Below are 25,429 nucleotides of genomic sequence, written 5' to 3' on the forward strand. Positions count from 1 at the left end.
GACGGCACCACTATGGCGAACTCAGTTTCGTAAGTCAAGCTAGACATATGAAGTGTGGTTCGCGTAATGTGGTTGGTGAGGGGAGTACCTCAGATCGGTTCCCGTCGTCAGTACGGCACCTCGGTAGGTGCCCGGCGGAACCCGCCCCGCGCGTCACGTAGCCCAGGGTGGAGGGAGACCTCACCGCGATTCCCCCGTCGCGCCCGCTACCGGCGGGACCGACGTTCCCGTGGAGAGGACCTGACAGATGACCACACCCACCATTGCCCCATACGCGCCACCGACAGCCGAGCACCCGACGCAACCCATTGCTCGTCCCGACGGTCGGGCGCACGGCCCGCAGACCGCTCCGCAGGAGCTGCTGGTCGCCTTGTGTGACCCGGCCGATCTGACCCGGTCGCTGGTGGCGGCCGCGACGCGCGCCCGCGCCGAACAGCGGCCGCTGACGGTGGTGATCGTCGAGCCCGCGCGGGCGTGGACCATCGACGCCGCGGTGATCGCCGTGCAGGACCGCCGGCGGGCCCGCGAGCTCGCCTCCTGGACCACCGCCGCCCGCACGCTGTGCGCGCGGGTCGGCGTCGACATCGGTGAGGTGCTGGTGCTGCGCCCCGGGTGGGCATGGACCCGCGAGGGCCGACGTCGGGCCATCTCCACCCGGCTGGACGCGCTCGCTCGCCGCCGCGGCGCGGAGCTACACCCCCTCCCCTACACTGCCCGCGACACCGCGCGTCGTGCCACAGCTCCCCGCGGCACGGCGCGCGCGTCGAATCGATCAGCCGAACACTCCCTGGTCGGCGGCGCCGAAGCCGGTGCCCGATGAGCCGGGTGTCGTCGACCGCCCGGTCGACCCGACCGGACCGGGCCGACGCGGCGGCTGCCTCTGCCACCCCGGTCCCGCTCACCGCCGCGGCCGTGCTCGGGCTGCAGGGCTACCGCGCCGATCCCAGCGTGTCGCTGCTGCTCACCACCCGCCCCGGTCCCGAGCTCGACCCCGCCGACCGGATGCGGTTGCGCGCTCTCGCCCGCCAGGCCCGTGAGCGGCTGAGTGCCCATCCCGAGCACGGCGCCGGGGACCGGATCACCGACCTGCTCGGCGCACTGGACGCTGTGGTCGAGTCGGTGACCGGCCCGGTGGACCGGGCGGTCGCGGTGTTCGCCTCGCCCGCCCGGGTGGCCCGGTTCGACCTGCCGGTGCAGGTGCTGGACCGGTGCGTGATCGACCCGACCTTCGCCACCCGCGACCTGGTCCGGGCGCTGCACCGCACCCCCCGCCACGTGGTGCTGCTGCTGGCCGCGGACCGGGCCCGACTCCTCGACGCCCCCTACGGGGCCCTGGCCCCGGTCACCCACGGCTTCCCCCGCACCGACCCCGGTCACCAGCGCGGCACCCCGGCCCGTGAGTCGTTCCTGCGCGAGGTCGACAAATCGTTGGGCGCCTACCTACGGCTGCATCCCGCACCACTGGTCATCGCGGCCGCCCAGCCCACCCTGTCGGCGTTCCAGAAGATCTCCCGCAACACCCGACGGCTGGCCGGCACCCTGACCGGGCACCATCTCGACACCCCCACCGAGGAACTCCAGACCCGCCTCCGTCCGGTCATCGAGGAGTACCTGCTCTCCCGCCAGGCCGAAGCGCTCACCGTTCTCGTCCAGCGCGACGACCAGGGGCGTGCGGTGCACGGCATCACCCCCGCCTGGCTGGCCGCACGCTGGGAACGCCCCGAGATGCTCGCCGTCGAACAGGGCTACTTCCAACCCGCCCGCCTGTCCGACGGCGGCAACACCCTGCTGCCCGTCGACGACATCGGCCAGGTCGGCGACCCCGAAGTCCTCGACGACGCCGTCGACGAACTCATCGAACTGGTACTCGCCCGCGGCGGCTGGGTCGCCCTGCTCACCGACGACACCCTGCCCGCCGGCACCCGGGTCGCGCTCACCCTGCACCCGTGACCCGGTACCGATCAGCAGAACAGAGACACGCCGCGGCGGACCCCGGTCCCGCCGATGCCATTGTCACGCCCTTCGTTCAAGGAGCCACCTCGACATGATCGAGCAATTGCGAGCCACCGGCCTACCCAGGCCCTCACCCCGACAGCTGATCGCGGCACTACGCCCCGCGCCGGGCGAACGAATCCTGGAGCTCCGCCCCGGCGCCGGGCATCACGCCCACCGCGTCGCACGCCATCTCGGGCCAACCGGCCGACTAGACCTGGTCGACATCCCCGAGCACATGCTCGACGAGGCGATCCACTACCTCGAGGCCCGACCGACACCTGACCGGGCGTGGGTCGTGCCCACCGTGGCCGACCCACGCACCCTGCCCTTCGCCGATCACACCTTCACCAGCGCATACGTGATCGCCGCGCTCTCTACCTTTCCCGACCCCGGGCGGGTCCTCGACGAACTGCATCGCGTTCTGCAGCCCACCGGGCGGCTGGTCATCGCCGACCACCGGCGCACCCACTGGCTACCCCCCGACACCGCCCGCCGCCTCGCCCGCCGCCACGGATTCAGCCTCATCACATCCCAAGGAACAGGACGCTACGTCCACCTCCTGAGCCCGCTCCGCGCCTTCTCAGAGCGCACACCCGCCTTGGAGGGCGCCGACACCACGCGGTCGTCGGTGCTCTCGTTCACGGAGACCGGGGCAGAACTCGAGTACGTCAGGCCCCTGCTCGATGGGCGCACACCCGGTTAGCTTCTCCATGGGGCGCAACATCCAGCACGCCATCGACATCGAGCGCGTCACCAACCGGGGTCGTCGACCTGGGCGGCGTCGAGAAGCGCGTCGAGCCTGCCGAGCATCACCCACCCAGCCGACGCCGCGCGGCCACCCCGGCCGCACACAACACCGTTGGACCAACCGCGGCGTAGGCCACATCGAGCCGGCGCCGCGCCGACGCCGCCCGAACGCTCCCGCCTTGGTCAGCCGCTCAACAGCCGCGCGCTGCGTACGGAGAACGCCAGCACCAGCGCGGCGCGCTGGTCGTCGGAAAGCGTGGCTGATCAGGGCTGTGCGCACTCGCCCGCTGGGTCAAGGGGGCACTCTCCGCGCAACGGCTGTCGGCCGGTCCGGCAGAGTTGCATCCGTGCGGTGGATGCTGGAGCGGCTGCGGCTGCTGATCGTGGTGGCCGTGGTGGGGTTGACGCTCACCACGGTCGTCACCCTCGGGTGGGGTGTGGCGCGGGCGGTCGCACTCGTCGGGGTGCTGGTGAGTGGTGGCTGGCTCGAGGACGCGACGTTGGTCGGGCTGCTGGAGGTGATCGACCTGTTCCTGGTCGCCACGGTGCAGCTGATCGTGGTGCTCGGGTTGTACGAGCTCTTCGTGGGCGATCTCGACCTGCCCGACTGGCTCACGGTGTGCAACCTCGGTGAGCTCAAGCAACCGATCGTCGACGTGCTCGTCGTCCTCATGGTGATCAAGTTCATCGAGCGGGCGCTGACCGTCCCGCCGCTTGACGCCCTGTACTACGGCCTGGCCTACGCGGTGGTCATCGGCGCGTTGGTCGCCTTCACCGCGGTGTCCAAGCGGGTTCGTGCTCCCGGGGCCGGCCCGTCCGAACGTCGGTGAGGGGCGTGCGGTGGGCCGGCCGGGATAGCGGTGCGGTCAGGCTCGGTCGCTGCGGGTCCGGCGCCGCCACCATCGGGCGGTCCGGGATCCGCGTGCCGGCACCAGGGCGGTGTCGTCCTCGGCCGGGTCGTCGGCGTTGGGGCCGCGGCTGCGCTGGACGGGCACGGTCAGCGGGGTCGAGTCGATCTGGCGCTCGCGGGGGTGGTCCTCACGCAGGTGCCACCGCATCTCTGAGACGCTGGTGAACTTCAGCTCACAGCGCGGGCACTGGCTGATGGGCATGGCGGCTTACCTCCTGGACTCGGTGACACGACGCCCGACTGATGCGGGACGCTCGGTGGGTGCGGGGCCGCGGGCGAGGCGGGTGGCCAGCTTCACGGCCTCCTCGACCAGAAGCACCGTGGTCGCGACAGCGACGCACAGGCCCCATTGGGCGAGGGTGAGACCGACGGTGCCGAACAGCCCGGCGAGCAGCGGGACCTGCACGATCGCGACCTGCAGCACGACCACGACGGCGAAGGAGATCCACAGCCATCGGTTGGAGAACAGGTGGCGGGTGAAGACGGTCTCGCCCTCGGCGCGGGCGTTGAGGGCGTTGAAGAACTGGAACAGCACGAACGTGGTGAACGCCATCGTCAGAGCGACGGCCGGTCCGTAGGCGCCCAGGGCCCAGGCGAGCAGGCCCAGGGTGCCGGTGGCCATCACGGCGCCGGCGCGGAACATGCGGCCCAGGCGGCGCAGGTTAAGGATCCGCTCCCCGGCCGGCCGTGGCGGGGCGGACATGAGCCCGCGCCGGGGCGGGTCCACACCGAGGGCGATGGCCGGGGGTCCGTCCATGATGATGTTGACCCAGAGGACCTGGATCGCGGCCAGCGGGGCGGGCAGGCCGACCACGGCGGCGCCGAGGAAGGACAGGATGGCGCCGATGTTGGTCGAGAGCTGGAAGCGGATGAACTTGACGACGTTGTCGTAGATCGAGCGGCCCTCGCGCACGGCGCGCACGATGGTGGCAAAGTTGTCGTCGGACAGGATCATGGCACCGGCTTCCTTGGTGACCTCGGTGCCGGTGATCCCCATGGCCACGCCGATGTGCGCGCTGCGCAGGGCGGCGGCGTCGTTGACGCCGTCGCCGGTCATGGCCACGACGTGTCCTCGGTCGCGCAGGGCGGCGACGATGGCCACCTTGTGCTCGGGCGCGACGCGGGCGAACACGCCGATGTCCTCGATGCGCTCGGCCAGGCCCTGCTCGCCCATGCGGTCCAGGTCGGCGCCGGTGACGACGTCGCCGGTGATGCCGATCTCGCGGGCGATCGCGGCGGCGGTGTCCCGGTGATCACCCGTGATCATCTTGACGGCGATGCCGGCGGTGCGGCACTCCGCGACCGCGTCGCGGGCCTCCGGTCGGGGCGGGTCGGCGATGCCGACCAGGCCGACCAGGGTGAGCCCGGTGAGTCGCTCGGGCAGGGTCTCGACCGGTCCGACGTCGTCGAGCAGGGTGGTCGCGGCGGCCAGGACCCGCAGCCCCTGCGCGGCCAGGTCGGCGATGGTGGCGGCCAGCGCGGCCCGCGCGGTGTCGTCGAGCAGGATCGGACCGTCGGGGCCGTCGATCCGCGTGCAGCGGGCCAGTAGCACGTCGGGGGCGCCCTTGAGGTGGGCCCGCACCGTCGCGCCGGCGGCGCCGTCCCCGTCCTCGTCCTCGTCCTCGTCCTCGTCCTCGTCCTCGTGGTGCAGGGTGGCCATCCACTTGCGGGCGGAGTCGAAGGGCACCTCGGCGATCCGCGGGTGCTCGGCGCGCAGCCGCTCCACGTCGATGCCGCCCTTGGCGGCGAGCACGACCAGCGCGCCCTCGGTGGGGTCTCCCACGATGCCGGCGGGCTCGCCGCGGGTCAGCACGGCGTCGCTGCACAGCGCGAAGGGGACGAGCACCTCGCGCGGCAGCGTCGCGGCGCCGTCGGTCGTGGTGATGGTGCCGTGGGTGCCGTAGCCCTCGCCGGTGACGGTGTAGGTGGCGCCGCGGGCGATGACGGCGCGGGCGGTCATCTGGTTGAGGGTCAGGGTGCCGGTCTTGTCGCTGCACACCACGGTGGCCGAGCCGAGAGTCTCCACCGAAGCGAGTCGCTTGACGATCGCGCCGCGGGCGGCCATCCGGTTGACCCCGAGGGCGAGGGTGAGCGCGAGCACCGCCGGTAGGCCCTCGGGGACGGTGGCCACGGCGAGGGCGACAGCGGACAGGGCGAGCTCGCCGAGGGTCTCCCCGCGCAGCAGGGCGAGCACGGCGTAGAGGGCGACGGCGATGCCGCCGATGATCGCGATGCGCTTGCCGACCGAGTCGATCTGGATCTGCAGCGGGCTGGGTGGCTCGCTGCTGCGCCCGAGCATGTCGGCGATGCCGCCGACCTCGGTGCCCATGCCGGTGGCGGTCACCAGCACCTCGGCGCGGCCGCGGGTGAGCGTGGTGTTCATGTAGGCCATGCAGGTGCGCTCGGCCAGTGGCACGTCCGGGCGGTCAGCATCGCGGGCGCCGCCGGCGCTGTCGGCGCTGTCGGCGCTGTCGGCGCCGACCGGGTCGGTGGACTTGGCGACCGGCTGGGATTCCCCGGTCAGGGCGGACTCGTCGACCTCGACGTTCGCGGCGAGGACGAACCGGCCGTCGGCGGCGACCCGGTCACCGGCCTCGACGAGCAGCACGTCACCGGGCACCACCTCGGCGGCGGGCACCTCGACGGTGCGGCCGTCGCGGCGCACCCGGGCGGTGGAGCTGAGCATGCCGCGCAGCGCGTCGAGGCTACGCTCGGCGCGGTTCTCCATCACGAAGCCGATGACGGCGTTGATCAGCAGCACGATCGTGATGACGACGGTGTCCTTGGGGTCGCCCACGATCCCGGCCAGGACCGCGGCGGCGATGAGGACCAGGATCAGCACCGAGCGGAACTGGTCGAGGAAGCGCAGCCAGGCGGGCCGGCGTGGGGGCTCGGCGAGCTCGTTGCGGCCGTAGGCGGCGCGGCGGCGGGTGACGTCGGCGGCGGACAGGCCCGTCCTCGGGTCGACCCGCAGGGCCGTGGCCACCTCGGCGGGGTGCTGCCGGAACGGTGCGTCGGGCGGGGCCGCGGTTCCCGCCGCGGCCGGGGGTGATGTCGACATGTCCTGACCTCCTCAGTGGGTCGGCCCGGTGGCGGGCGGGGTGGGTGCGGGCGGTGCGGGTGCGGCTGGGGCGGGTAGGTAGCGGTGCAGCAGGTTCGGTGGCAGCCGGCGCAGCTCCTCGGGAGGGAAGATCCGCAGCAGCGACCAGAACGCGTCCAGGGTCGCGGTGATGCTGCGCCGGTCGGTGCCCTGCCCGACGATCTCCTTCTCGAAGCGCCTGGAGAACTCCAGGTAGCGGCGGTCCTCGGCGGACAGCGCCGCCTCCCCGACCACCGACAGCAGGCGGCGGACCTCCAGGCCGCGGGCGTGACAGGCATAGACCTGGTCGGCGACCGGGCGGTGGTCCTCGCGGGTGCGCCCGGCGCCGATCCCCGAGCCCATCAGCCGCGACAGCGAGGGCAGCACGTCGATCGGTGGGGAGACGCCCTGGCGGTCCAGTGCGCGGGACAGCACGATCTGGCCCTCGGTGATGTATCCGGTCAGGTCCGGGACCGGGTGGCTGATGTCGTCATCAGGCATCGACAGGATGGGGATCTGGGTCAGCGACCCGGGCCGGCCGCGGACCCGCCCGGCGCGCTCGTAGATGGTGGACAGGTCGGTGTAGGTGTAGCCCGGGTAGCCGCGCCGGCCGGGCAGCTCCTCGCGGGCCGCGGAGATCTCGCGCAGCGCCTCGCAGTAGCTGGTCATGTCGGTGAGCACGACCAGCACGTGCATGCCGTGGGTAAACGCGAGGTGCTCGGCGATGGTCAGCGCGACCCGTGGGGTGAGGATCCGCTCCGGGGTGGGGTCCTGCGCCAGGTTGAGCAGCAGCACCGACCGCTCCAGTGCCCCACCCGCGCGGAGCTGTTCGGTGAAGTAGTCCGCGGTGCGCCGCGTCACACCCATCGCGGCGAACACCACGGCGAAGCCGTCGTCCTCGCCGGGCACCCGGGCCTGCACCGCGATGCGGGCGGCGAGGTCGTCGGCGGGCAGGCCGTAGCCGGAGAAGATGGGCAGCTTCTGGCCGCGGACCAGGGTGAGCAGCCCGTCGATGGCCGACACCCCGGTCTCGATCATCTGGTCGGGGTGGTCGCGCCGCACCGGGTTGAGCGGCAGCCCGGCGACGTCGACCCAGTCCTCGGCCAGCGGCTCCGGGCCGTCGTCGCGGGGGCGTCCGGCCCCGTCGAGGACCCGGCCGAGGTAGTCCAGGCCGACCCCGGTGCGCGCCGGACGCCCACGCGAGGTCACCGTGGTGCCCGACAGCCCGATCCCGGCGGTCCCGCCGAGCACCTGCACCACGGCGTAGGAGTTGTCGAGGGCGAGCACCTGACCGCGACGCGCGACGCCGTCGGTGGTGTACAGGTCGACCAGCTCGCCGTAGGCCAGGTCGTCGGCGTCGTCGAGGACGACCAGCGGACCGGCGACGCTGGTGACCGCGTCGTGCTCAACGGTGAGCAGCCGATCCGGGCCGGCCGCCGAGACGGTGGGGGAGGGAGTGGAGCGGGTCACGGGAGGTCCTCCGGGTCGGCCGGCGTGTCCGCCGGGCTGCTACTGGTCGCGTCGGGGCCGGCTGGGTCGGGGTCGGCCGTGTCGGGGTCGAGGGCGGTGAACGCCTGGCGCAGGCGCCGGTCCAGCGCCTCGGCGCGCTGCGCGGTCTCCTCGGGCGGCCAGCGCTTGGCGGCGGCGAGCTCCCCCAGGACCGGTGCGGTCACCACCGCCGCCACGGCTGTGCCGCGTCGCTGCGCGTCGACCATGGCCAGGTGGGCGGTGCGCAGCAGGCGCACGATCGCGATCGACTTCTCCGGGGGGCAGGCCGCGTCGACGGGGTCGAAGGAGGACTGCTGCAGGAAGTCCTCGCGCAGCATCCGCCCGGTGCGCAGGGCCAGGCGCTGCTCGGGGGCCAGGGACTCCTCGCCGAGTAGCTGCACGATCTCGGTGAGCGTGGTCTCCTCTTGCAGCCGCTCGAGCGCCCACGCCCGTAGCTCGCCCCATTCGGGGTCGATGTGGTGGGCGAACCAGTCGGTGACCGGGTACTGGGAGTAGCTGCGGTTCCAGTTCACCGCCGGGTAGTGGCGGCTGCGCGCCAACGACGTGTCCAGGGCCCAGAACGTGCCGGCCAGGCGCAGGCTGTTCTGCGTGATCGGCTCGGAGAAGTCCCCGCCGGCCGGGGACACCGCACCCACCAGCGTGACCGACCCCTGCAGCGGCGCGTCCCCGCCGCCCGTGCCCCCGCCGCCCAGGCATTCGACCCGCCCCGCACGCTCGTAGAACGCGGCCAGCCGCGCGGCGAGGTAGGCGGGGTAGCCGTCCTCGGCCGGGATTTCCTCCAGCCGGGTGGACACCTCGCGCAGCGCCTCGCCCCACCGGCTGGTGCTGTCGGCCATCAGCGCGACGTCGTAGCCCTGGTCGCGGAAGTACTCGGCGATGGTGATCCCGACGTAGATGCTCGCCTCCCGCGCGGCGACGGGCATGTTGCTGGTGTTGGCCACCAGTACCGTGCGCTCCATCAGCGGGGCGCCGGTGCGCGGGTCGTCCAGCTCGGGGAACTCCTCGAGGACCTCGGTGATCTCGTTGCCCCGCTCACCGCAGCCGACGTAGACCACGACGTCGGCGGCGGAGTGCTTGGCCAATGCCTGCTCGGTGACGGTCTTCCCAGTGCCGAACCCGCCCGGGATCACCGCCGCGCCCCCGACGGCCACGGGGAACAGCACGTCCAGGACGCGCTGCCCGGTCAGCAGCGGGCGGTCCAGTCGCAGCCGGCGGGCGACGGGCCGGGGGTCGCGCACCGGCCAGCGGGAGGCCATGGTGACCGCCTCGCCGTCGACCTCGACCACTGGGTCGTGCACGGTCGCGGGCCCGGCGCGGACCGCGGTGACGGTGCCGCCGGTCCGGTCGGGGGGCAGCAGGACGCGGTGCTCGACGGCCGCGCCTTCGGCGACCGTGCCCAGCACGGTGCCCGGTCCTACCTCGTCGCCCACCGCCACGGCGGGTCGGAAGTCCCATTCGCGGTCGGGGTCCAGGGTGGGCGGGTCGGTGCCGCGCGGGATGAACGGGCCGCCGGCGAGGTCGGCGATCGCGCCCAGCGGGCGGCCGGTGCCGTCGACGATGCCACCCAGCAGCCCGGGCCCGAGCTGCACGCGCAGCGCCCCGCCGGTGCTCACGACCGGGTCACCGATCCGCAGCCCGGAGGTGTCCTCGAACACCTGCGCGGTGACGGTCGGGCCGTCGAGGCGCACGACCTCGGCGGTGAGCCGGTCGTGGCCCACGCGCAGCACGTCGAACAGCCGCACGCCGGGCAGGTCCTGGGCGGTGACCACCGGCCCGGACACGCTCACGACCCGACCGGGCGGCGCGGGCGCCGGCGGAGCGCGGTGCGGGAGGGGGGTGACGGTCATGACGGTCCTCCTGGTCCGAAGGTGATCTCGTAGCCGACCGAGCGGGCCAGCAGTTCGCGTACGGCGTGCCGGCGGCCCTCGCCGGCCGGGCCGCTGTCGTCGGGCAGGGCGATGACCAGCGGCACCGAACGCCGTTCCCAGGCGGCGCGGACGGTGGGGGGCACCTGTTGCCACAGCTGCGGGTGGACCGCGACCACCCCGGGGCGCCCGGTGTCGAGCTCGGCGGCGACTAGGCGCTCCACCTCGGCGCCGTCGCCAGCTTCGGCGACGCGGGTGCCGGCCAGCGCGAACGCGGGCGCCAGCAGCTCGGGCACCACCACCAGCAGGTCCCCGGCGAGCGGGGTCGAGCGGGTGGTCGCAGCGGTGTCGCGGCGGTCGTTCATGTCGCCACCCGATCGCGAGCGGTCGCAGCCGCGCGCAGCCGTCGGGCCTCGGCGTCGACCTCGGCGAGGTAGGCGACGGGCACCCGCGCCGAGAGGGGCTCGGTGCGCCACGACACGTGGCGGGCCGCGGCGTCGGCGGCGGACTCACACGCCCGGGCCAGCGACTCGACCCCGTCCGGGGCCGCCCGCTCCAGCGCGTGCCGCCACGACCGTGGGGCGGCGGCGGCGACATCCGCGCCCGCGGCGATCGCGATGGCCCGGGCGAAGCGTTGCTGGGCGCGAAGCGGGTCCGAGGTCGGCATGGCAACAGGTTCCGGTACCGGGGGGCTGGTCGCACGCTCGGACGTCACGGTCGTTAGCTGAGGTAGGCGGCCACCGCGTAGGCGGCGGAACGGTCGAGGCTGTCGCGGGAGTGGTCGTAGCGACGGGTGGTGCGGGCGTCGCGGTGCCGGGCGTAGTCCTGCACATCGCGCAGCGGCACCCCGGCGTCCAGGGCCATGGTGATGCCGGTGTGGCGCAGCGAGTGCGCCGAGAGCCGGTCCCACTCGCCGATCCCGGCCGCGGCGGCCAGTCGGCGGACCAGCTCCCACAGCTGGGACGGGCGCATCCGACCGCCGGAGGTGGTGGCCAGCAGCGGCCCACCCATCCCACGCCACCCCGCCGCACCGGCGCCGGCAGCAGCGGCCCGGTCGTCGAGGTAGGCGTGCAACGCGGTGAGGGTGCCCGGGGTGATCGCGACCTTCGCCCGCCGGTTGCCCTTGCCCAGCACGGTCAGCACCTGATGGCCGCGATCGGTGCCGAGATCGGCGATGTCCGCACCGAGAGCCTCGTCGACGCGCAGCGCGTTGTGCAGCAGCAACCGGATCACCGCCGCGGAGCGCAACCGCGACCGGCCGGTGTCGGCGTCCGCCGCGGCGATCAACGCCCGGCCCTGCTCCCGCGACAAACCCACCGTCGCGGTGTAATCCGGATCCACCCGCGGCCGCGCCACCCCGGCCGCCGGATCGCTGTTGGCGAGATCGTGGGACAGGCAGTAGCGGTAGAACGATCCGATCCCCGACAACCGCCGGCGCACCGACGCGTCCCCGGCGCCGGCGTGCTGCTGGGCGCGCACCCACAGATCCACATGCACCCGGGCCGCGTCGAGCAGCTCGATGCCGCGCTCGGCCAGCCACGCCCGCCACCCGAGCAGGTCCCCGGCATACGAGCGGCGGGTGCGGGCCGAGCGCAGGCTGGCCAACCACGCCGCCGCCAGCAGCCGGTCCCGGTCGTCCAACCCGGCCAGCGCGGGGAGCTCGGCCACGACGTGCGCGACGAGCTCGCCGGCCATCCTGACGCCCGGCGCCCGGGTGGACGCGTACCCGTCCACGACCGCCGGGGGAGAGGGGAGTGGGAGCGCGAGGTCGGTCACGAGCCGACGGTAGCGGCGGGCACCGACAACCTGGTGATATAGCGGGTTATCACCAGGTTTGCCGAGGGCCTGCTGAGCCGCCGGGTGACGGGGGAAGGTTCCCTTCGTCGTACCGGCGGCTCAACGGCGATCTCTGGGCTGCGGGTCAGCCCTTCGAGCTCTTGGGGTCGCGGCTGCGGGGGTAGGTGTTGCGCTCGCCGATCCGGCCGTCCTGGTTGTGGATGACGTGCTCGACCCCGCGGTCGATCGCCATCTCGCGGCCTGTTGCCTGGGCCTCGGCCTTGGTCGGTGCGCTGTTGGATGCGCGCTCGTTGCCCTCGGCCTTGTTCACCCAGCGGTCGCCCTGCTTGCTGGTGTGGATGTCGCCCTCAGCCATGGTGGTTCCTTTCATGGTGCTCGAGTGGCGGCCGCCGGGGGACGACCGCTCCGGGTGAATCGTCTGGGTCAGCCGTTCTCGGTGACCGTGGTGCGCGGGTGGCGGGCCGCGGTGGCCGCCGCGACGTAGCGGCCGGTGATCGCGCTGCGGTGCGCGGTGCCGGTCGCCCGGCTGGCACCGGCAGCGTGGGTCACGGTGGTGCGCGGGTGGCGGGCTGCGGTGGCGGCGGTGACGTAGCGGCCGGAGATCGCGCTGCGCGCGGATCCGGAGCGGGAGGAGCGGGACATGGGGGCACCTTTTCTTGGTGTTCGTGTCGCGCAGTCCCGGGTTGAGATTGCGTCGACACCGAAGGTGTAGTGCCGAAGTACGGATCACCCCCCAAGATGTTGCGGTCGGATCGCGGTGGGGCGGCGGGCGGCGCGCTCGACGATGCGCTGGGCGACTGCGACATCGACGCGTGCGCGGGCCCGTCGAGCATCACGGGCGCCCAGCGAGGACCGGGCGATGAGCGCGGACATCGACGGCGTCGGGGCCCCGGCCGGCGGGGGGTTCGGCGGTGGCGTCGTCGGGGGTGGCATGCGGCGGTGGGTCATGCGATTCCCAGCTTCCTGATCCGGTCGCGGTTGTTGGCGAGCATCCGCTCGATCGCCTTTTCCGACACACCGAGGTCAACGGCGATCTCGGCCTGGGTGTGGTCGGTGGCGATCAGTTCCAGTACACGGTGGACGCGTGGGTCGCGCACAGCGCGGGTTCCGCGGCGGATGTAGCCCCGTGCCACCGCCTTCCACTCGGGGCTGTCGATCGTCGCGGTCGGAGTGTTCATGCGCGGATCCGCGGCCGTGGGGTCGATCAATCGCGCGCCGCCGGTCTCCTTCTCCAGCCAGGATCGGTAGATGTTGGCAAATCGGATCTTGCACTGGCCGATGAAGTACGTCGTGAGGCTGGCGCCCTTGCGCGGATCCCACTTGCCGCGCAGCAGGACGTCGTGGTGGAACCGGTGCAGCGCGATCGCGACGGTCTCCCCGGCAAGCTCGTCCTGGGCGTCGTGGTCGAGAGCGCCCTCGCGCGGATGGGCGATCCCGAGTCGGGCGTCGTGCATCTTGGCGAAGATCTTCCCGCTGCGCAGCCAGCCAGTCATCACGTCGAGGCCGTAGCGGGTCAGCTCGGTCTGAAACTCGTGGTACTCCGGTCCGGTGAACCCGATCAGGGCGAGGCGCAGATGCAGGTCGACGTCGGCGGCCAACCGCTCGATCTTCTCCCGCCGTGCGCGGGTCGCCTCATCCTCGTCGCCTTCGTGGTCGACGTCGGCATCGTCCCGGGCAGGTTGTAGTGGCTCATCCGAGCGCCACGGATCGCGGCGGGACCGTTCGCCCAGCCAGGGCCGGGCGGCCCGTGCACGATCCATAACGGCTGTCTCCGGTCGGGTGCATTGACTGCCTACTCCGTACGGCAGTCGATGCTCCCTTCTAGTGCTGGCCGAGCCGCCACCCCCCAACAACTTCTGGTGACCTACGTCACTGCGCCGGTTGTCCGGGGCATGGCGACCTCTGCCCGCGGATCTGAAGCGGCGCCTGTTGCCAACCCGCCGCTATCCGCGAGGCCGATTACGCCGCTATCCGCGAGGCCGATTACTCAGCCCCAGAGAGCACGAGCTGGCCATTGACAGTCGTCGGCTTTGAAGGTGCCGTCATTGGTGGTGGCGATCAGGACGGTGGCGACGCCGATCCATCCGCCGGTTGCGCTGCGGACACCGTCACCAGCCCGCTGCCCATGTCGCCGCCCGCCGTCCCCGCGCCGCCAGCTTGCGGGCGCGCACCGTGGGCGGGCGAGGACGTCGGGCAGATCGTCGTCCTCGTGGGCTGGGCCGGGCCGGCGGCGCGGGCGAGGTCGGCGTCCCAGCGCGTCACGGTCGGGGCCCACTGCTCGCGGGCCCGGTCGGGGTCGACGCCGAGGGCCTCACCGATCAGGTCCCAGCCGACGCCGTTGGCGCGTTCGGCGACGATCGCCGCGGCGAGCACGTCGTCGACTAGGTGTACTGATCGGAGACGTTGGTTGAGGTCGTGTGTCGACACGATCTGACTGATCCGTTCCTCACCGACCGCGGTTACCACCCCCATGCCGGCGTCGGATGGTTCACCGACGCCCTCGGCTTCACCACCCCGCACCAACCCGGCAGCCCACGACTCTGACCACGCCGTCCCGCCCGCGCTTCACACCCAGCGCGGGTCGATCTGCAGCGCCACCGCCGCGGCCCGGTATGCCCTCTCCAGCTGCGGCGAGTGCGCCAGCCCGACCCGATGGCCGTGCTCGATGGTGAGCACCAGCTGCTGCAGGACCTGCCCGGTCAGATCCGGCTCGAGGACGGCCACGGCCGCCGCGGCCTGGTCCACTGCGCCGATCACCGCCACCGCGCCGGGGGCAGCGCGAAGCGCGTCGAGCGCGACGGCGACCGCCTCAACAGCCGCACGCAGGTCATCCGGCACACACCAAGCATCTCACCGACGCCCGGAGCCGGTGGGGCCAATAACTTCGTCACCCCGGCGCCCATTTACCTTGACAGAGCCAGACGACCACATCCAGCACCAGCTCGACGCGCTGCCCGCCGCGGCGCTGGCCGCGTTCGCCGAGCTCCGCGTGTTGCTGGAGGTCGACCCGTGGGCTGGCGGCCCGGCGAGCCCACTGCCTGCGAGTCGGTTAGTCGAGGTCACGGGGTGCGTTTGGATGCCGGCCGAGATGGCCGGTGCGCTCGATGGCGCACAGCAGCATCCAGGGCACGACAACTAGGAGGACGTTGATCACCGCGAGGAGGGCCCACCGCGAGGGCGGCTGAGGTCTGCAGGCCGGTCTTCCGGGCCAGGGCGGGCGGCCGTTGCCGCCTCGGGCTTCCGCAGCCGCGCGCATCAGCGCTGGAGGGGCGTGCGATTCCGTGCGATGCTCATTCGCGGCGCCCCCGATGCCATGGGATTCACCATGGAATGGTCGCTTCCCAGCGGTGGTGAATCGAGATCGACGACGACCTCGACCTCGTCGCCGACGATGATTCCGGTGTGGCGCTGGCGGGTCTGGCCGAACGGGATGAAGAACCAGTCGCCGACCGCGGCGATCGTGGTCCGGTATCGGTAGCCGGGCAAGGTGACCTGCACACGGACGCGGCGGCGCGGGCTCAGCCGCAGCATCACCGCCCTAGGTACCGGCAGCACCGTAGTCGGGTCGTGGTGGCGTTGCACGACGGTCCGAAACCTCACGCTCACCCCCGGACCGTAGCGACCGCGTCCCGACGGTGCCGCGCCCACTCCACCGCGGGCCGCACGACGGTCGCGACCACAGCGAGCAGCGCCAGACCCGTGATCTGCGCCGACAGGGCCACCACGGCGATGGAGCGGCGGCGCACCGCCGTCCCGCTGAGCACATCGCTCATCCCATAGCCGATGCTGGCTATGACGGCCAGAACCGGTCCGATGATGACCATCGGCCCTATACGTCGCGCAGGACGGGTCGAGTGACCCCATCGAGCGCGAGTCGTAGCAGATCGCGGTCGCCGAGGGCCCCGGCGAGGAGGACACCGCCCTGGTAGGCGGCGAGCAGCGCGGCCGCGACAGCGTCCGGGTCGGCCCCGGGGGCTAGTTCCCCATGCTGCTGCGCCCGCCGCAACCCCATCGCCAGCGCGTCGCGCCAGCGGGCGAAGCCATCGGCCAGTGCGGCGCGCGCGGCGCCGTCCCGTTCGCCGAGTTCGTGCACCAGCGACCCGATCGGGCACCGCATCACATCGTCCGCCGCGTACTGCTCGGCGGCGAGCGCGCACCACCTCCGTACGTCGGCCGCGGTGGCGATCGTGCCCAGCAGCGGCTGCTGGGCGTCGAGCACCCGCTGCACCTGCTGGGCGACGACCGCGGCGACCAGGCCGGCCTTCCCGGTGAAGTACAGGTACAGCTGCCCCCGCCCGGACCCGGACGCCGCCCCGACCTGGTCGAGCGTCGTTGCCCGGATCCCCTGCCGGGCGAACAGCACACACGCCGCGTCGAGGATGCGCTGCACAGTGGCACGGCCCTTGGCCGTGCTCGGTTCGGTCCGCACCGCAATCCCTTCGCCCGATTCTGTACCTCACGATACATTCTGCGGCATGATCCGACCTGTCACCCCCGCTGATGTGCCCGCGGTCGCCGCGCTCGCCGTCGCCTCGGAATTGTTCGACGTCGAGGACGCCGGCGTCGTCCAGGCGCTGCTGGAGGAGTTCCTCGCCCGTCAGCAGGCTGCCGGCCACCGGTGCGTCGTCGACGAGGTCGAGGACGAGCTGATCGGCGTGGCCTACTACGAGCCCGTCACCGCGACGGACCGGACCTGGGAGCTGTTAATGATCGGGGTCCGAGCTGACCGGCACCGGCAGGGTCGCGGCAGGGTGCTGTTGGAGCACGTGGAGCACGACCTGCGTGCGCGCGGTCAACGTCTCCTGCTGGTCGAGACCTCCGCGACGGCGGCGTTCGATCGCGCCCGGGCGTTCTACCTCGCCTGTGGCTACGACCAGGAGGCGCGAGTGCGCGACTACTTCGCCGATGGCGACGACATGGTGCTGTTTCGCAAAGCCGTGGCCACATCCTGAACCATGCCGCCGCGCCACTCCGAGCCGCTGGACGGTGCGGCGGTCGGTCTCGGCCTGTACGCGCGGTTGTCGGGGTCGAGCCGGATCGGGTAGGTCCGTCCTGCGTGGTCGCCGCGAGTTCCCGGGCACCTCCTCTTTGAATCAGGCGGTGATCGCGACGCTGGCGACGGTGAGGCTCAGCGCGGCGAGCCCGGCGGCGGCGCTCAGGCTGCGGGGGACTTCGCGGGCGGTACCGAAGCGGTGGTAGAGCCTGTCGAGTCGGCGGTGTACCCGCTCGCCCCAGGCCAGCCAGGCCCCGATCAGGAGCAGGCAGGGCAGGCAGTAGACCACGGCGTATCCGGCCAGGATGAGCATCCCGGCGCCGGTGGGCACCCCGGCCGATACCAGCCGTTCGATCGCGATGAAGTACGGGAATGCGTTCGGTAGGTCGGCGCCGGTGACCACGATGCCCAGCGGTAGCGCGGTCCACCCGGACAGCCAGCCCGGTAGCGCGATCGCCTGCCTGCGGTAGGAGCGCAACCGCCGCGCCGCTGACCACAACAGGACCACCGCGGCGATGCCGAACGCGATTCGCCGTAGCCACACCAGGCCGCCCGCTACGAGGTCGGCGGCGGCGTCGGCGGCGAGGTAGACGACCCCGCCGAGCGCCAGCACGGTGAGATAGGCGCCGATGACGAACAGGCAGGCGGTGGCGACCGGCCGCGTGCCGGGCAGGAGCAGGATCAGCGTCACCGCCACGATGGTCGCGGGGTTGAACGCGTCGAGGAACGCGAGCCCGGCCACCGCGCCCAGCAGACCTGGCGTGATCACCGGCCCGCCAGCAGGTATCCGACCAGCGCGTCGACCCGGGCACGGTTGGGTGGGTCACCGGCCAACGTCTCCAGGAACAGCCCGTCGCCCACCAGCCGGACCAGATCACCCCGCACCGGGTCACCGATCTCGGTCGTGATCATGGCCTGCCAGCGGGCCACGGCTTGTGCGACCTCGGGTGGCAGGTCGATCCCGCTCGCGGTGACCCGCACCAGCGACAGCAGCGCGCGGGCGGCGACGAGCTCGGGTCCGTCGACAGCGGAGAGCCGCAGCCACGTCTCGGCCGCGGAACCTTGCGCGGCGGCAGCTGTCATCGCCGCGTCGATCTCGGCGAGCGCCCGGTGCACCAGCCCGTGGGCGAGCGCGCGACGGTCCCGGAAGTGATGGAGCAACCCGCCCTTGCTCACCCCCGCCGCCGCGGCCACCGCGTCGAGCGAGGGAACCGGATCACCGCCAAGAATCAATTCCTGTAGCGCGTCGAGGACACGCTCACGAACACTCACCCGAAGAGCATACCGTCTGGACGGTCCGAACCGTCCAGACGGTATGCAATTTTTACGGCTGACCCTGCGCCCGAGCCGGCTATGGCCGCCGGTAACGATCAGGCCCGGTTCACACGGCGAGATCGCGGCGGCGGTACACCAGGACACCCAACCCAGCCAGGAGCACGGCCACGGTGCACATTCCGGTGGCGCCGGCCCAGTCCGGTGTGGTCTGTGGGACCGCGGCCAGGTGCGCGAACGGGGAGAGCTGCACGACCCAGTCCGGGGCGCCGGTGCTCTGGGCGAGGACCAGCAGCAGGAACCCGCCCGCGCCCGGTAGTGCGCCGATGGCCAGCACCGTGCGCGGGGCCCAGCCGAGCGCGAGCATCGCGGCCCCGATGCTCAGCAGCGCGATGGGGGCGCTGTTGAGCGCCCCGGCAAGGGCGGCGCCGAGCCCGAGCGGTGCGCCGACCGTCGAGGCGCCGGCCCACGCAGCCACACCGGCCATGCACAGCAGGGCCACCGTGCCGGCGGCGGTCGCGGCGAGGTCGGTGCCGGCGAGGCGGGCCCGGGAGATCGGCTGCGCTAACAGCAGGACCGCGCGGCGGCTGGTCTCCTCGGCCGCGGTCGCGGAGATCCGGGCGGCGCCGTAGAGCCCGGCGGGGATGGCGAGCAGGCTGAACATGGCCGCGGCGAACCCGGTGACCGAGCCCAGCCCGGCGAATCCGGCGGCGGCGGCCAGTTCGGCGAACCGGGCGTTGTCGGTGAGGAAGTCGGTGATCGACACTGTGAGTGTGCCGATGAGCAGGTAGTAGGCGCCCACCCCGATCCCCCACCCGGTGAGCGGGCCGATCGCGCGGAGAACCGCGACGGAAGGGGTGGCAGGGGTGGTGTGCGGGGCAAGGCGCCGGTGCTCATCACGGGGTCTCGCCGTAGTAGTCGAGGAAGATCTCCTCCAAGGTGGGTTCGCGCATGCTGATCGCGGTCACCTCGGCGGCGGCCAGTGCGCGCAGCGCCGCGGCGGGCGGCCCGGTCAGTGAGAACCGCACCCGGGAGCCGTCCAGCTCCTCGACGCCGGACACCCCAGGCACACCGCTCAGGTCCGGCACCGGCTCGCCGAAGGTGGCCTCCACGTCCATGCGGCGCAGGCGGCGGAGCTCGACGATCCGGGCCACCTCGACCAGACGGCCCGCGCGCAGGATCGCGACCCGGTCACACACCGCCTCGACCTCGGCGAGCTGGTGCGAGCTCAGGAACACCGTCTGACCCCGATCACGCGCCTCGAGCACGCAGCGCCGGAACTCGCGTTCCATCAGCGGGTCCAGGCCGCTGGTCGGTTCGTCGAGCACCAGCAGCGGGGCGCGGGTGGCGAACGCCGCGATCAGCGCGACCTTCTGTCGGTTGCCGGTCGAGTAGGTCTTGCCCGGCTTGTGCAGGTCCAGCTCGAATCGTTCGACCAGCTCCTCGCGGTAGGCCAGGTCCACACCGGGTCCGACCCGGGCGAGCAGTTCAAGGATCTCCGCGCCGGTCAACGCCGGCCACAACGCCACGTCCGCGGGCACGTAGGCGAGCTACTTGTGCGCCTCGCGCACCTCGGCGGCGGGCACCCCGAACAGCCGGGCGGTGCCCGCGGTGGGTCGGATCAGGCCGAGCAGCAGGCGGATCGTGGTGGACTTCCCGGCGCCGTTGGGCCCTAGGAATCGGTCACGCCACCCGACCTTCTCCAACCGGGCCTTCTCCGGAGTGGGCAAGGGGGCGCGGGACCGCGAGGGACGCGGTGGCCATGTCGACCTCCCCCGTCACCGACAACAGCTTGTCGGCGTGTCGCGGCGGACGTGTCGGCGGATGCGTTGCGGGCTGCTGCGGGGGATGCGGTCGATCTCGCAGCGGGCTTCCAGATCGACCTTGGTGAAGGTGCAGTAGTTACGGGTCCGGCCGCCGGGGAACAGCGGGTGGGTGGCGTAGCGCCGTTGGGCGGCGTCGATGACGTCGCGCAGGGCGATCGTGCCGTCCGCGTCGGCGTGTTCGTCGATCATGTCGAGGATGTGGGCGCGCATGAGCTCGTACTGCTGCGCGTCCATGGTCCAGCCGTCGAGGCCGTCGGGGCGGGTCGCGTTGAAGATCTGCACGCGGCCCCGCTCGCGGGCGAGGGCGTCGGCGTGCCAGGCCTGCTCGGGGACGGGGCCGCTGTGCGGGTCGCGCTCCATCGGGGTCAGCTGGTCTGCGCCGGTGCGTTCTCGACGTGGGCCTTGAGCAGTTCGAGGTCCTTCACGTGTAGGCGGCGGACCCGGCGTCCGAGCAGGAGTTCGGCGAGCTGGCGGGCGCCGGGTGGGAGCGGGGCGGTGGCCCGGAAGTCCAGGTGGACGCGGGTGCGGGTGTCGTCGAGGGCCTCGAGGCGGAAGTCGACCTCGGGGGTCATCTCCCGTCCGCGCGGGCCCTTGTTGCGCAGCCGGTAATCGATGCGGTCGGTCTCGATGCGGGTGAGGCGTTGGCGGCCCTGCTCGACCCCGGTGCGGTTGCGGAACACGATCGCGGATCCGATCGAGCGGCCGTCGCCGAGCTGCAGCCGGCGACCTGGCAAGCGTTCGCCAACGTGTACCGCCCGCTCGGCGAGCACGTATGGGCCGCCACTGCCAATCTTACCGAGCGCGATCGCCGAGCGGTGGTGGCGGCGATGGACATCATGACCCGCGCATTCGACGACGTGCGCACCCGGTTGGCTGCCGAAGCCTCGGCCCAACCCGGCCGCTGAGCGATCGACGCGTCCGACACCGGCACCAGCAACGTCTCCGACGCCTCGACGTGGGCGATCGAGCACACGAAACCGGTTGTGTCAACAGTGTCTGATGTGTAGCCCAGGGGTCACTGCCTGTCTGGTGTTCCTGGACCGCCGCGCTCGACGGCGAGCGCGGCGAAGCGGTCCAGCAGGGTGGCGAGGGAGTGCACGTCGGCGTCGTCCCAGCCGGTGAGAATCCCGGCCAGCCAGCTGGTGCGAAAGGCCACCGCTCGTTCGCGCAGTTCGCGACCTGATGGGGTGAGCGCAAGGGCGGTGCGGCGGGAGTCGTGCGCTGATGGGGTGCGCTCCACGAGTCCGCTGCGCGCGGCGCGGTCGACCAGTCGGCTGGCCGTGGAGTGCTCCACGTCGGCGAACCGGGCCACCTCACCCACCGACACCTCCTGCCCGGCGTCCGCCCCGCGCGCGCAGGCCTCGACCACCAGCACGCTGGACATCTCGACCGGTGTCGCATCGCCGACGCGGCGGGGGGCGGCGCTCCACAGTCGGCGGAGTCGGACCAGCGCGTCGTCGATGACGCGCAGCTCGGCGGACATGTATGTATCGTACAGAGTATGTACGGTACAGGTGCCGAGGAGGTCGTCGTGCGGGTCGGGGTCCTGGGTGGGACGGGTCGGACCGGTCGGCTGGTCGTCGCGGAGTTCGTGCGGCGCGGTCACGAGGTGGCGGCCCTGGCCCGTGATCCGGCGACCGCAGGTCTGGGACCGGGTGTGCGACCGGGCGCACCATCCGGGGCTACTGCCAGCGCTGGTTCAGCTACCTCGACCCGGCCAGACGTCGGTACTTCGCGTTCGAGATGAGCTGTCCGGCACCGGCCGGGCTCAGCGGCAGCGTCGTGGCCTACACCCACCGGCCCGACGTCGCCGTCGCGGTCGTGACCGCCAACCACGACTCCTACATCCTGCTCGACCGCGTCGAGGAAATCGAGCGCGACGGCAGCGTGTCCCGGGACAGCACCAGCCGCGTCATCTCCTACGGCATCGCCGCGAGCCTCAGCAACACCGAGAACTGGCTCGACGAACACCTCGCATCGCTGCCGGCCCCGAACTGACCAGTGGCCCCGAGCGCATGCTCCGCAGGTGAACCACCGCTGGTCACGGGCGCACGCGGTGTCGCGCAGCACACGGTTCGTCGTGGCCGCACGGGGAGAGGATCCGCGAACGGCCACCGGCCGCGGGACGGTCACCGCAGGTTCGCTTGCCAACAGCCCGATCAACCGGCAGCACGAGCCCGAACACCGTGCCGCCCGAGCTGGCCAGGCACCGCAGGGTGCCGCGGTGGGCGTGGGCGAGGCCGCGGGCGATGGACAGTCCCAGTCCGGCGCCGCCGCTCACGACGGATGGGCCCCGGTCAGCAAGGCACTCGCAGTGAGGTCGTCCGCACGTCCCGGATCGGCGACGATCTGCACCACTGCATGCCCACGGTCACGGTGCAGGGTCCAGCTCAGGAACGGGCAAGCCCGCCGCTCGGCGACCAACAGCGCACCCAGCTCCGCTATGACCCCCGGCCCCTCCCGATAGCGGATCTCCACCACCGGGCCGCGCCGAGGGGACCGTCGCCGACACCGCCTGGGGAGGCCGTGCGCATCCCGGGTACGGCGTGGTCCCGGTCTGGCTGGTGCTCACCTGCGGTACCCGCGCAGCCGCCGTCTCCGCGTCGCCAGCGCCGCACCCAGCACCCCGAGCGCCGCACCCACCGCCAGCGCCCCGGCCAGCTCCACCGGTGCCGCCTGCACCACGCACCACCCCGCACCCAGCAGCGCCACCACCGCACCGCTCCAGCACGCCGTCACCGTATCCGGCGCCGAACCCCTCGTGGTCATCATCGCCCCCCGGCCCGGTCACCGGGCGTCGGTGACGTCGAGCAGGCGTTGACGGGCCAGGCGCTCCACCAACTCGGGCAGCGCACCCACCGGGACCCCCCGCAGATCCATGCAGCAGTCGAGCACCACCCGGCTGACCGTGCAGGGATCCGCTCGAGCCCCGAACTCGACCACCAGACGTTCGGTGACTCCGCCCATCGAATCCGTCTGACCGGCGTCCTGCGGGCGCAGCAGCCCGACGACGGGGCCCTGCTCCCTGATGTGCATCGAGTCCGGCCCGGACCGCACCGCCCCGACCCTGCTGCCCGTCATGACTTTCCCTCAGACGCGGCCGTGGCCTGGGCGGGACGCACCGCTGCCGGGTCGGCGCGCAGCCGACGGCCTGGGCAGCCCCGCTCCCCACATGGCGGGGCGCCCCGGCGTGCGTCATGGCGTTCCTGCCGGCGCCCGCAGGAAGGCGCCGACGTACCTCTCGACGATGCTGCTGGCGGCATGGTCGGATTCCTCACCTGGCGCCACCGGGTGGGAACGTCCGTCGCCGGGGTCCGGGGCTACGGTCCGTGGAACCCACACGCCTCGCGCCGTGACCACCGAAGATAGCTCGATTTCCCGGCTTCGCCCACCGCCACCGCGGCCTACCGAAGCTCGTCTACCAGCCGGGCTCCGGCACCTCGCGCGCTCAGCTCGGACTGGCCGGCTCGGTCGCGCGCTGCCGGGTACGCCGCGACCAGCTGGCACTCGGACACTGATGATCGCTGGCTGGGCCCCGTCGACAACTACGGGTTCTTATCCTCGTGCCCGCCCGCCACCGCGCCCACCGCACCGTCGTCGAGAACCAGATCACGACGGCAGCCTGAACCCCTTTGTTGGAGGGCGGATCCGCGCCGTTGCTCGCCACCGTTGTGAGGAGGGGTCAACGTGGAGCGCCCGCAGCGAAGCGAGGACGAACGACGTTGACGCCGACGATCAACGGTGCACACTCCCCCGCGGGATCGACCCAGGGATCGACCCAGGGATCGACCCAGGGATCGACCCAGGGATCGACCCAGGGGTTGCCACAGGGCTCTAGGGCCGACAGCCCCGCTCGGAGGCGGTCGACCTGCGGTTTCTGGCCCGCGCGGCCCAATGGGCGTCTATCCGACCGCCGCCCAGGAGGTACGCCGTCCGCGCCGAGCTCGCCGCCGTTCGCCTCAACCGGCGGGTGGTAGACGAGGCGCCGCACTCGAGCAGCGCCTAGCCAGTCATCTGGTGTCTCTCAGGCCGCCCCACGATTTACATGTCTTGTAAGACGGGTAAGGAATGCCTCAAACGTTTCGGGTGGTGCTGCGGCGGCGCTTGGAGACCGGTGGCATGCGGAAGGTCTCGCCGTCGTTGTAGCGCTCCTCCAGCTCGGTGGCCGTGTCCTGCATCCAGGTCTCGACTGCGGCGGACATGTTCTCGGGTACCTCCCCCGCGGCGTCTTCGCGACGGGCCAGCCAGTAGATCGCCGCACGGAACCGGGCGAAGGTGGCGTCCTCGATGTAGAAGCTGCGGTAGTCCTTGCGGCCTGGGGTGATGTTGGGGTCGTCGACGGCGCTGACGTGCGTCGGGGTCGATGGGGTCGACCGGCGGCCGCGGCCGCCGGTCTGCGCGGGCGCGGGGCGCGGCCGCTGTGGCGCCGGCTCAGGCAGGTCCGGCTGCTGCTCGTCCTCGACCGGTTCTGGGGTCACGGTCGGGGGCTGGGCCGGTGCGGGGGCCGAGGCGGGTCGCACCGGTGGGGGCAGCTCGTCGGGGTTGATGGAGAGCCGCTCGCGTAGCCGCTGAGCCTTGGGGGTCGGGCTCATCGGATGACCCCGGTCGCCGGGACGCCCTCGGGGAGGTCGGGGTGCTGCATGAGGTCGCGGCGCAGGAACCCGAGGAAGATGCGGGCGAGTGCGCTCGCGGCGACGTCGGTGCGGTCCCCGAGCCGGTCACCGAGCTGGAAGGCTTCGTTGACCGAGGCGCGGCGTGGGACCTCGGCGCGTACGTCGTCGCCGAACTCGGCGTAGACCTTGTCGCGAATGGCCTCCTCGATGCCGACCCGGCCGTCGAATCCGGACAGCACCACACCTGCCCACCGCAGCGGGTGGGCGCGCTGGATCCGGTCGATGCGGGCTTTGGCCTCGGTCGCCTTGCGCACGGCGTCGGTGGTCGGCGCGATGGGCGCGTAGGCGACGTCGGCGGCGTACATCGCGAGGGTGACCAGCGAGCCGGTGCGGCCCCCGGTGTCGAACAGGATGAGGTCGTAGCGGTCGGGTAGCTCGGCCGCGGTGATGATGTCGCGCAGCAGCCAGGTGTCGGCGATCGCAACCTGGCTGACGCCGGTGAGGGACGCACCGGCCGGGAGGAGCTCCACCCCTGCCCATGGAGTCGCCACGATCTCGTCGACGATCCGCTTGGCTCCCTGTTCGGCGTTCCCCTCCCCCGCGGTGACGCCTGCCTGTTCGAACACCGATCCGAGGCCGGTGGAGTGCTGGGGCACGTTGAACCGGTTGGACAGGTTGCGCTCGGGGTCGATGTCGATGAGCAGAGTGGCCAGCCCGGCCCGGGACGCCTCCCCGGCCATCGTCATCTGCCACAGGGTCTTGGCCGTGCCGCCCTTCCCGGACAGCACCACCACTGATGTTGCTGGCATTTGTTACCTCTCTT

At 72.4% G+C, this 25,429-nt stretch carries 32 protein-coding genes and 1 pseudogene; 7 read left to right on the plus strand and 26 right to left on the minus strand.

Annotation, left to right across the window (positions count from 1 at the left end; genetic code table 11):
• Positions 1 to 247 precede the first annotated feature (247 nt).
• From HOP40_RS34715 to HOP40_RS34730, 4 genes are all read left to right on the plus strand, one after another.
• Positions 248 to 820: a hypothetical protein gene (locus HOP40_RS34715; RefSeq protein ID WP_172169888.1), complete on the plus strand. Its 573-nt coding sequence runs from the start codon at positions 248 to 250 to the stop codon at positions 818 to 820.
• Positions 817 to 1,950: a baeRF3 domain-containing protein gene (locus HOP40_RS34720; RefSeq protein ID WP_172169891.1), complete on the plus strand. Its 1,134-nt coding sequence runs from the start codon at positions 817 to 819 to the stop codon at positions 1,948 to 1,950. The genes HOP40_RS34715 and HOP40_RS34720 overlap by 4 nt, the downstream gene beginning before the upstream one ends.
• Positions 1,951 to 2,044: 94 nt before the next feature.
• Positions 2,045 to 2,698 (plus strand): class I SAM-dependent methyltransferase, encoded by a 654-nt coding sequence (locus HOP40_RS34725; RefSeq protein WP_172169894.1) that lies wholly within the window; start codon positions 2,045 to 2,047, stop codon positions 2,696 to 2,698.
• A gap of 400 nt (positions 2,699 to 3,098) precedes the next feature.
• Positions 3,099 to 3,572 carry a YqhA family protein gene (locus HOP40_RS34730; protein WP_240157868.1) on the plus strand — a complete coding sequence of 158 codons (474 nt, stop codon included), beginning with the start codon at positions 3,099 to 3,101 and terminating at the stop codon, positions 3,570 to 3,572.
• Between the two features lie 36 nt (positions 3,573 to 3,608).
• Here the strand turns inward: HOP40_RS34730 and HOP40_RS34735 are convergent, their stop codons facing one another.
• From HOP40_RS34735 to HOP40_RS34805, 15 genes are all read right to left on the minus strand, one after another.
• Positions 3,609 to 3,854 carry a hypothetical protein gene (locus tag HOP40_RS34735; protein ID WP_172169900.1) on the minus strand — a complete coding sequence of 82 codons (246 nt, stop codon included), beginning with the start codon at positions 3,852 to 3,854 and terminating at the stop codon, positions 3,609 to 3,611.
• Between the two features lie 6 nt (positions 3,855 to 3,860).
• Complete coding sequence (locus HOP40_RS34740; protein ID WP_172169903.1) at positions 3,861 to 6,713, minus strand: cation-translocating P-type ATPase; 2,853 nt, start codon at positions 6,711 to 6,713, stop codon at positions 3,861 to 3,863.
• Positions 6,714 to 6,725: 12 nt separating this feature from the next.
• Positions 6,726 to 8,201, minus strand: a complete 1,476-nt coding sequence (locus HOP40_RS34745; RefSeq protein ID WP_240157866.1) for a V-type ATP synthase subunit B — start codon at positions 8,199 to 8,201, stop codon at positions 6,726 to 6,728.
• A complete protein-coding gene (locus HOP40_RS34750; protein WP_172169906.1) occupies positions 8,198 to 10,087 on the minus strand; it encodes a V-type ATP synthase subunit A in 1,890 nt (629 codons plus the stop codon). The genes HOP40_RS34745 and HOP40_RS34750 overlap by 4 nt, the downstream gene beginning before the upstream one ends.
• A complete protein-coding gene (locus HOP40_RS34755; RefSeq protein ID WP_172169909.1) occupies positions 10,084 to 10,470 on the minus strand; it encodes a V-type ATP synthase subunit F in 387 nt (128 codons plus the stop codon). Before HOP40_RS34755 ends, HOP40_RS34750 begins: the two co-directional genes overlap by 4 nt.
• Positions 10,467 to 10,772, minus strand: a complete 306-nt coding sequence (locus tag HOP40_RS34760; protein WP_172169912.1) for a hypothetical protein — start codon at positions 10,770 to 10,772, stop codon at positions 10,467 to 10,469. Before HOP40_RS34760 ends, HOP40_RS34755 begins: the two co-directional genes overlap by 4 nt.
• A gap of 53 nt (positions 10,773 to 10,825) precedes the next feature.
• On the minus strand, positions 10,826 to 11,881 hold the full coding sequence (locus HOP40_RS34765; protein ID WP_172169915.1) for a tyrosine-type recombinase/integrase: 1,056 nt from the start codon (positions 11,879 to 11,881) through the stop codon (positions 10,826 to 10,828).
• 145 nt (positions 11,882 to 12,026) lie between these two features.
• Positions 12,027 to 12,257: a DUF2188 domain-containing protein gene (locus HOP40_RS34770; RefSeq protein ID WP_172169918.1), complete on the minus strand. Its 231-nt coding sequence runs from the start codon at positions 12,255 to 12,257 to the stop codon at positions 12,027 to 12,029.
• A gap of 68 nt (positions 12,258 to 12,325) precedes the next feature.
• Positions 12,326 to 12,544 carry a hypothetical protein gene (locus tag HOP40_RS34775; protein ID WP_172169921.1) on the minus strand — a complete coding sequence of 73 codons (219 nt, stop codon included), beginning with the start codon at positions 12,542 to 12,544 and terminating at the stop codon, positions 12,326 to 12,328.
• A gap of 302 nt (positions 12,545 to 12,846) precedes the next feature.
• Positions 12,847 to 13,662: a helix-turn-helix domain-containing protein gene (locus HOP40_RS34780; RefSeq protein WP_172169924.1), complete on the minus strand. Its 816-nt coding sequence runs from the start codon at positions 13,660 to 13,662 to the stop codon at positions 12,847 to 12,849.
• A 298-nt stretch (positions 13,663 to 13,960) separates the two neighbouring features.
• Complete coding sequence (locus HOP40_RS34785) at positions 13,961 to 14,329, minus strand: hypothetical protein (protein WP_172169927.1); 369 nt, start codon at positions 14,327 to 14,329, stop codon at positions 13,961 to 13,963.
• A 138-nt stretch (positions 14,330 to 14,467) separates the two neighbouring features.
• Entirely contained in the window at positions 14,468 to 14,740 is a 273-nt protein-coding gene (locus tag HOP40_RS34790; protein ID WP_172169930.1) for a hypothetical protein, read from the minus strand.
• 417 nt (positions 14,741 to 15,157) lie between these two features.
• A complete protein-coding gene (locus tag HOP40_RS34795; RefSeq protein WP_172169933.1) occupies positions 15,158 to 15,508 on the minus strand; it encodes a DUF1905 domain-containing protein in 351 nt (116 codons plus the stop codon).
• Complete coding sequence (locus HOP40_RS34800; RefSeq protein WP_172169936.1) at positions 15,505 to 15,726, minus strand: hypothetical protein; 222 nt, start codon at positions 15,724 to 15,726, stop codon at positions 15,505 to 15,507. Before HOP40_RS34800 ends, HOP40_RS34795 begins: the two co-directional genes overlap by 4 nt.
• Before the next feature lie 5 nt (positions 15,727 to 15,731).
• Positions 15,732 to 16,331 carry a TetR/AcrR family transcriptional regulator gene (locus tag HOP40_RS34805; protein ID WP_172169939.1) on the minus strand — a complete coding sequence of 200 codons (600 nt, stop codon included), beginning with the start codon at positions 16,329 to 16,331 and terminating at the stop codon, positions 15,732 to 15,734.
• Between the two features lie 73 nt (positions 16,332 to 16,404).
• On the opposite strand from HOP40_RS34805, the gene HOP40_RS34810 reads away from it, so the two are divergent.
• Positions 16,405 to 16,854 carry a GNAT family N-acetyltransferase gene (locus HOP40_RS34810; protein WP_172169942.1) on the plus strand — a complete coding sequence of 150 codons (450 nt, stop codon included), beginning with the start codon at positions 16,405 to 16,407 and terminating at the stop codon, positions 16,852 to 16,854.
• Between the two features lie 141 nt (positions 16,855 to 16,995).
• On the opposite strand, the gene HOP40_RS34815 is transcribed toward HOP40_RS34810, so the two are convergent.
• The 6 genes and pseudogenes from HOP40_RS34815 to HOP40_RS34840 all read right to left on the minus strand — a co-directional run bounded on the left by HOP40_RS34815 (position 16,996) and on the right by HOP40_RS34840 (position 20,727).
• Positions 16,996 to 17,637 (minus strand): GAP family protein, encoded by a 642-nt coding sequence (locus HOP40_RS34815; RefSeq protein ID WP_172169945.1) that lies wholly within the window; start codon positions 17,635 to 17,637, stop codon positions 16,996 to 16,998.
• A gap of 23 nt (positions 17,638 to 17,660) precedes the next feature.
• On the minus strand, positions 17,661 to 18,167 hold the full coding sequence (locus tag HOP40_RS34820) for a TetR/AcrR family transcriptional regulator (RefSeq protein ID WP_172169948.1): 507 nt from the start codon (positions 18,165 to 18,167) through the stop codon (positions 17,661 to 17,663).
• Between the two features lie 109 nt (positions 18,168 to 18,276).
• Positions 18,277 to 18,969: a hypothetical protein gene (locus HOP40_RS34825; RefSeq protein ID WP_172169951.1), complete on the minus strand. Its 693-nt coding sequence runs from the start codon at positions 18,967 to 18,969 to the stop codon at positions 18,277 to 18,279.
• 94 nt (positions 18,970 to 19,063) lie between these two features.
• Positions 19,064 to 19,897, minus strand: a pseudogene (locus tag HOP40_RS34830) (ABC transporter ATP-binding protein).
• Positions 19,898 to 19,945: 48 nt separating this feature from the next.
• Positions 19,946 to 20,353, minus strand: coding sequence for a DUF6958 family protein (locus HOP40_RS34835; RefSeq protein WP_172169954.1), 408 nt, complete (start codon positions 20,351 to 20,353; stop codon positions 19,946 to 19,948).
• A 5-nt stretch (positions 20,354 to 20,358) separates the two neighbouring features.
• A complete protein-coding gene (locus HOP40_RS34840; protein ID WP_172169956.1) occupies positions 20,359 to 20,727 on the minus strand; it encodes a hypothetical protein in 369 nt (122 codons plus the stop codon).
• Between the two features lie 12 nt (positions 20,728 to 20,739).
• On the opposite strand from HOP40_RS34840, the gene HOP40_RS34845 reads away from it, so the two are divergent.
• Positions 20,740 to 20,898: a hypothetical protein gene (locus HOP40_RS34845; protein ID WP_172169959.1), complete on the plus strand. Its 159-nt coding sequence runs from the start codon at positions 20,740 to 20,742 to the stop codon at positions 20,896 to 20,898.
• A 110-nt stretch (positions 20,899 to 21,008) separates the two neighbouring features.
• On the opposite strand, the gene HOP40_RS34850 is transcribed toward HOP40_RS34845, so the two are convergent.
• The gene (locus HOP40_RS34850) at positions 21,009 to 21,476 is read right to left on the minus strand and encodes a MarR family winged helix-turn-helix transcriptional regulator (RefSeq protein ID WP_172169962.1); all 468 of its coding nucleotides are present in this window, start codon (positions 21,474 to 21,476) and stop codon (positions 21,009 to 21,011) included.
• Between the two features lie 260 nt (positions 21,477 to 21,736).
• Here HOP40_RS34850 and HOP40_RS34860 point away from each other — a divergent pair, with 260 nt between their 5' ends.
• A complete protein-coding gene (locus HOP40_RS34860) occupies positions 21,737 to 21,991 on the plus strand; it encodes a hypothetical protein (protein WP_172169968.1) in 255 nt (84 codons plus the stop codon).
• Between the two features lie 570 nt (positions 21,992 to 22,561).
• Here HOP40_RS34860 and HOP40_RS34865 read toward each other — a convergent pair.
• The 4 genes from HOP40_RS34865 to HOP40_RS34880 all read right to left on the minus strand — a co-directional run bounded on the left by HOP40_RS34865 (position 22,562) and on the right by HOP40_RS34880 (position 25,415).
• Positions 22,562 to 22,762, minus strand: coding sequence for a hypothetical protein (locus HOP40_RS34865; RefSeq protein WP_172169971.1), 201 nt, complete (start codon positions 22,760 to 22,762; stop codon positions 22,562 to 22,564).
• Positions 22,763 to 22,780: 18 nt separating this feature from the next.
• A complete protein-coding gene (locus HOP40_RS34870) occupies positions 22,781 to 23,074 on the minus strand; it encodes a three-helix bundle dimerization domain-containing protein (RefSeq protein WP_172169974.1) in 294 nt (97 codons plus the stop codon).
• 992 nt (positions 23,075 to 24,066) lie between these two features.
• Entirely contained in the window at positions 24,067 to 24,585 is a 519-nt protein-coding gene (locus tag HOP40_RS34875; RefSeq protein WP_172169977.1) for a hypothetical protein, read from the minus strand.
• On the minus strand, positions 24,582 to 25,415 hold the full coding sequence (locus HOP40_RS34880) for a ParA family protein (RefSeq protein ID WP_172169980.1): 834 nt from the start codon (positions 25,413 to 25,415) through the stop codon (positions 24,582 to 24,584). Before HOP40_RS34880 ends, HOP40_RS34875 begins: the two co-directional genes overlap by 4 nt.
• Positions 25,416 to 25,429: the final 14 nt, after the last annotated feature.

The organism is Pseudonocardia broussonetiae (genome assembly GCF_013155125.1).
Taxonomy (GTDB): Bacteria; Actinomycetota; Actinomycetes; order Mycobacteriales; family Pseudonocardiaceae; genus Pseudonocardia; species Pseudonocardia broussonetiae.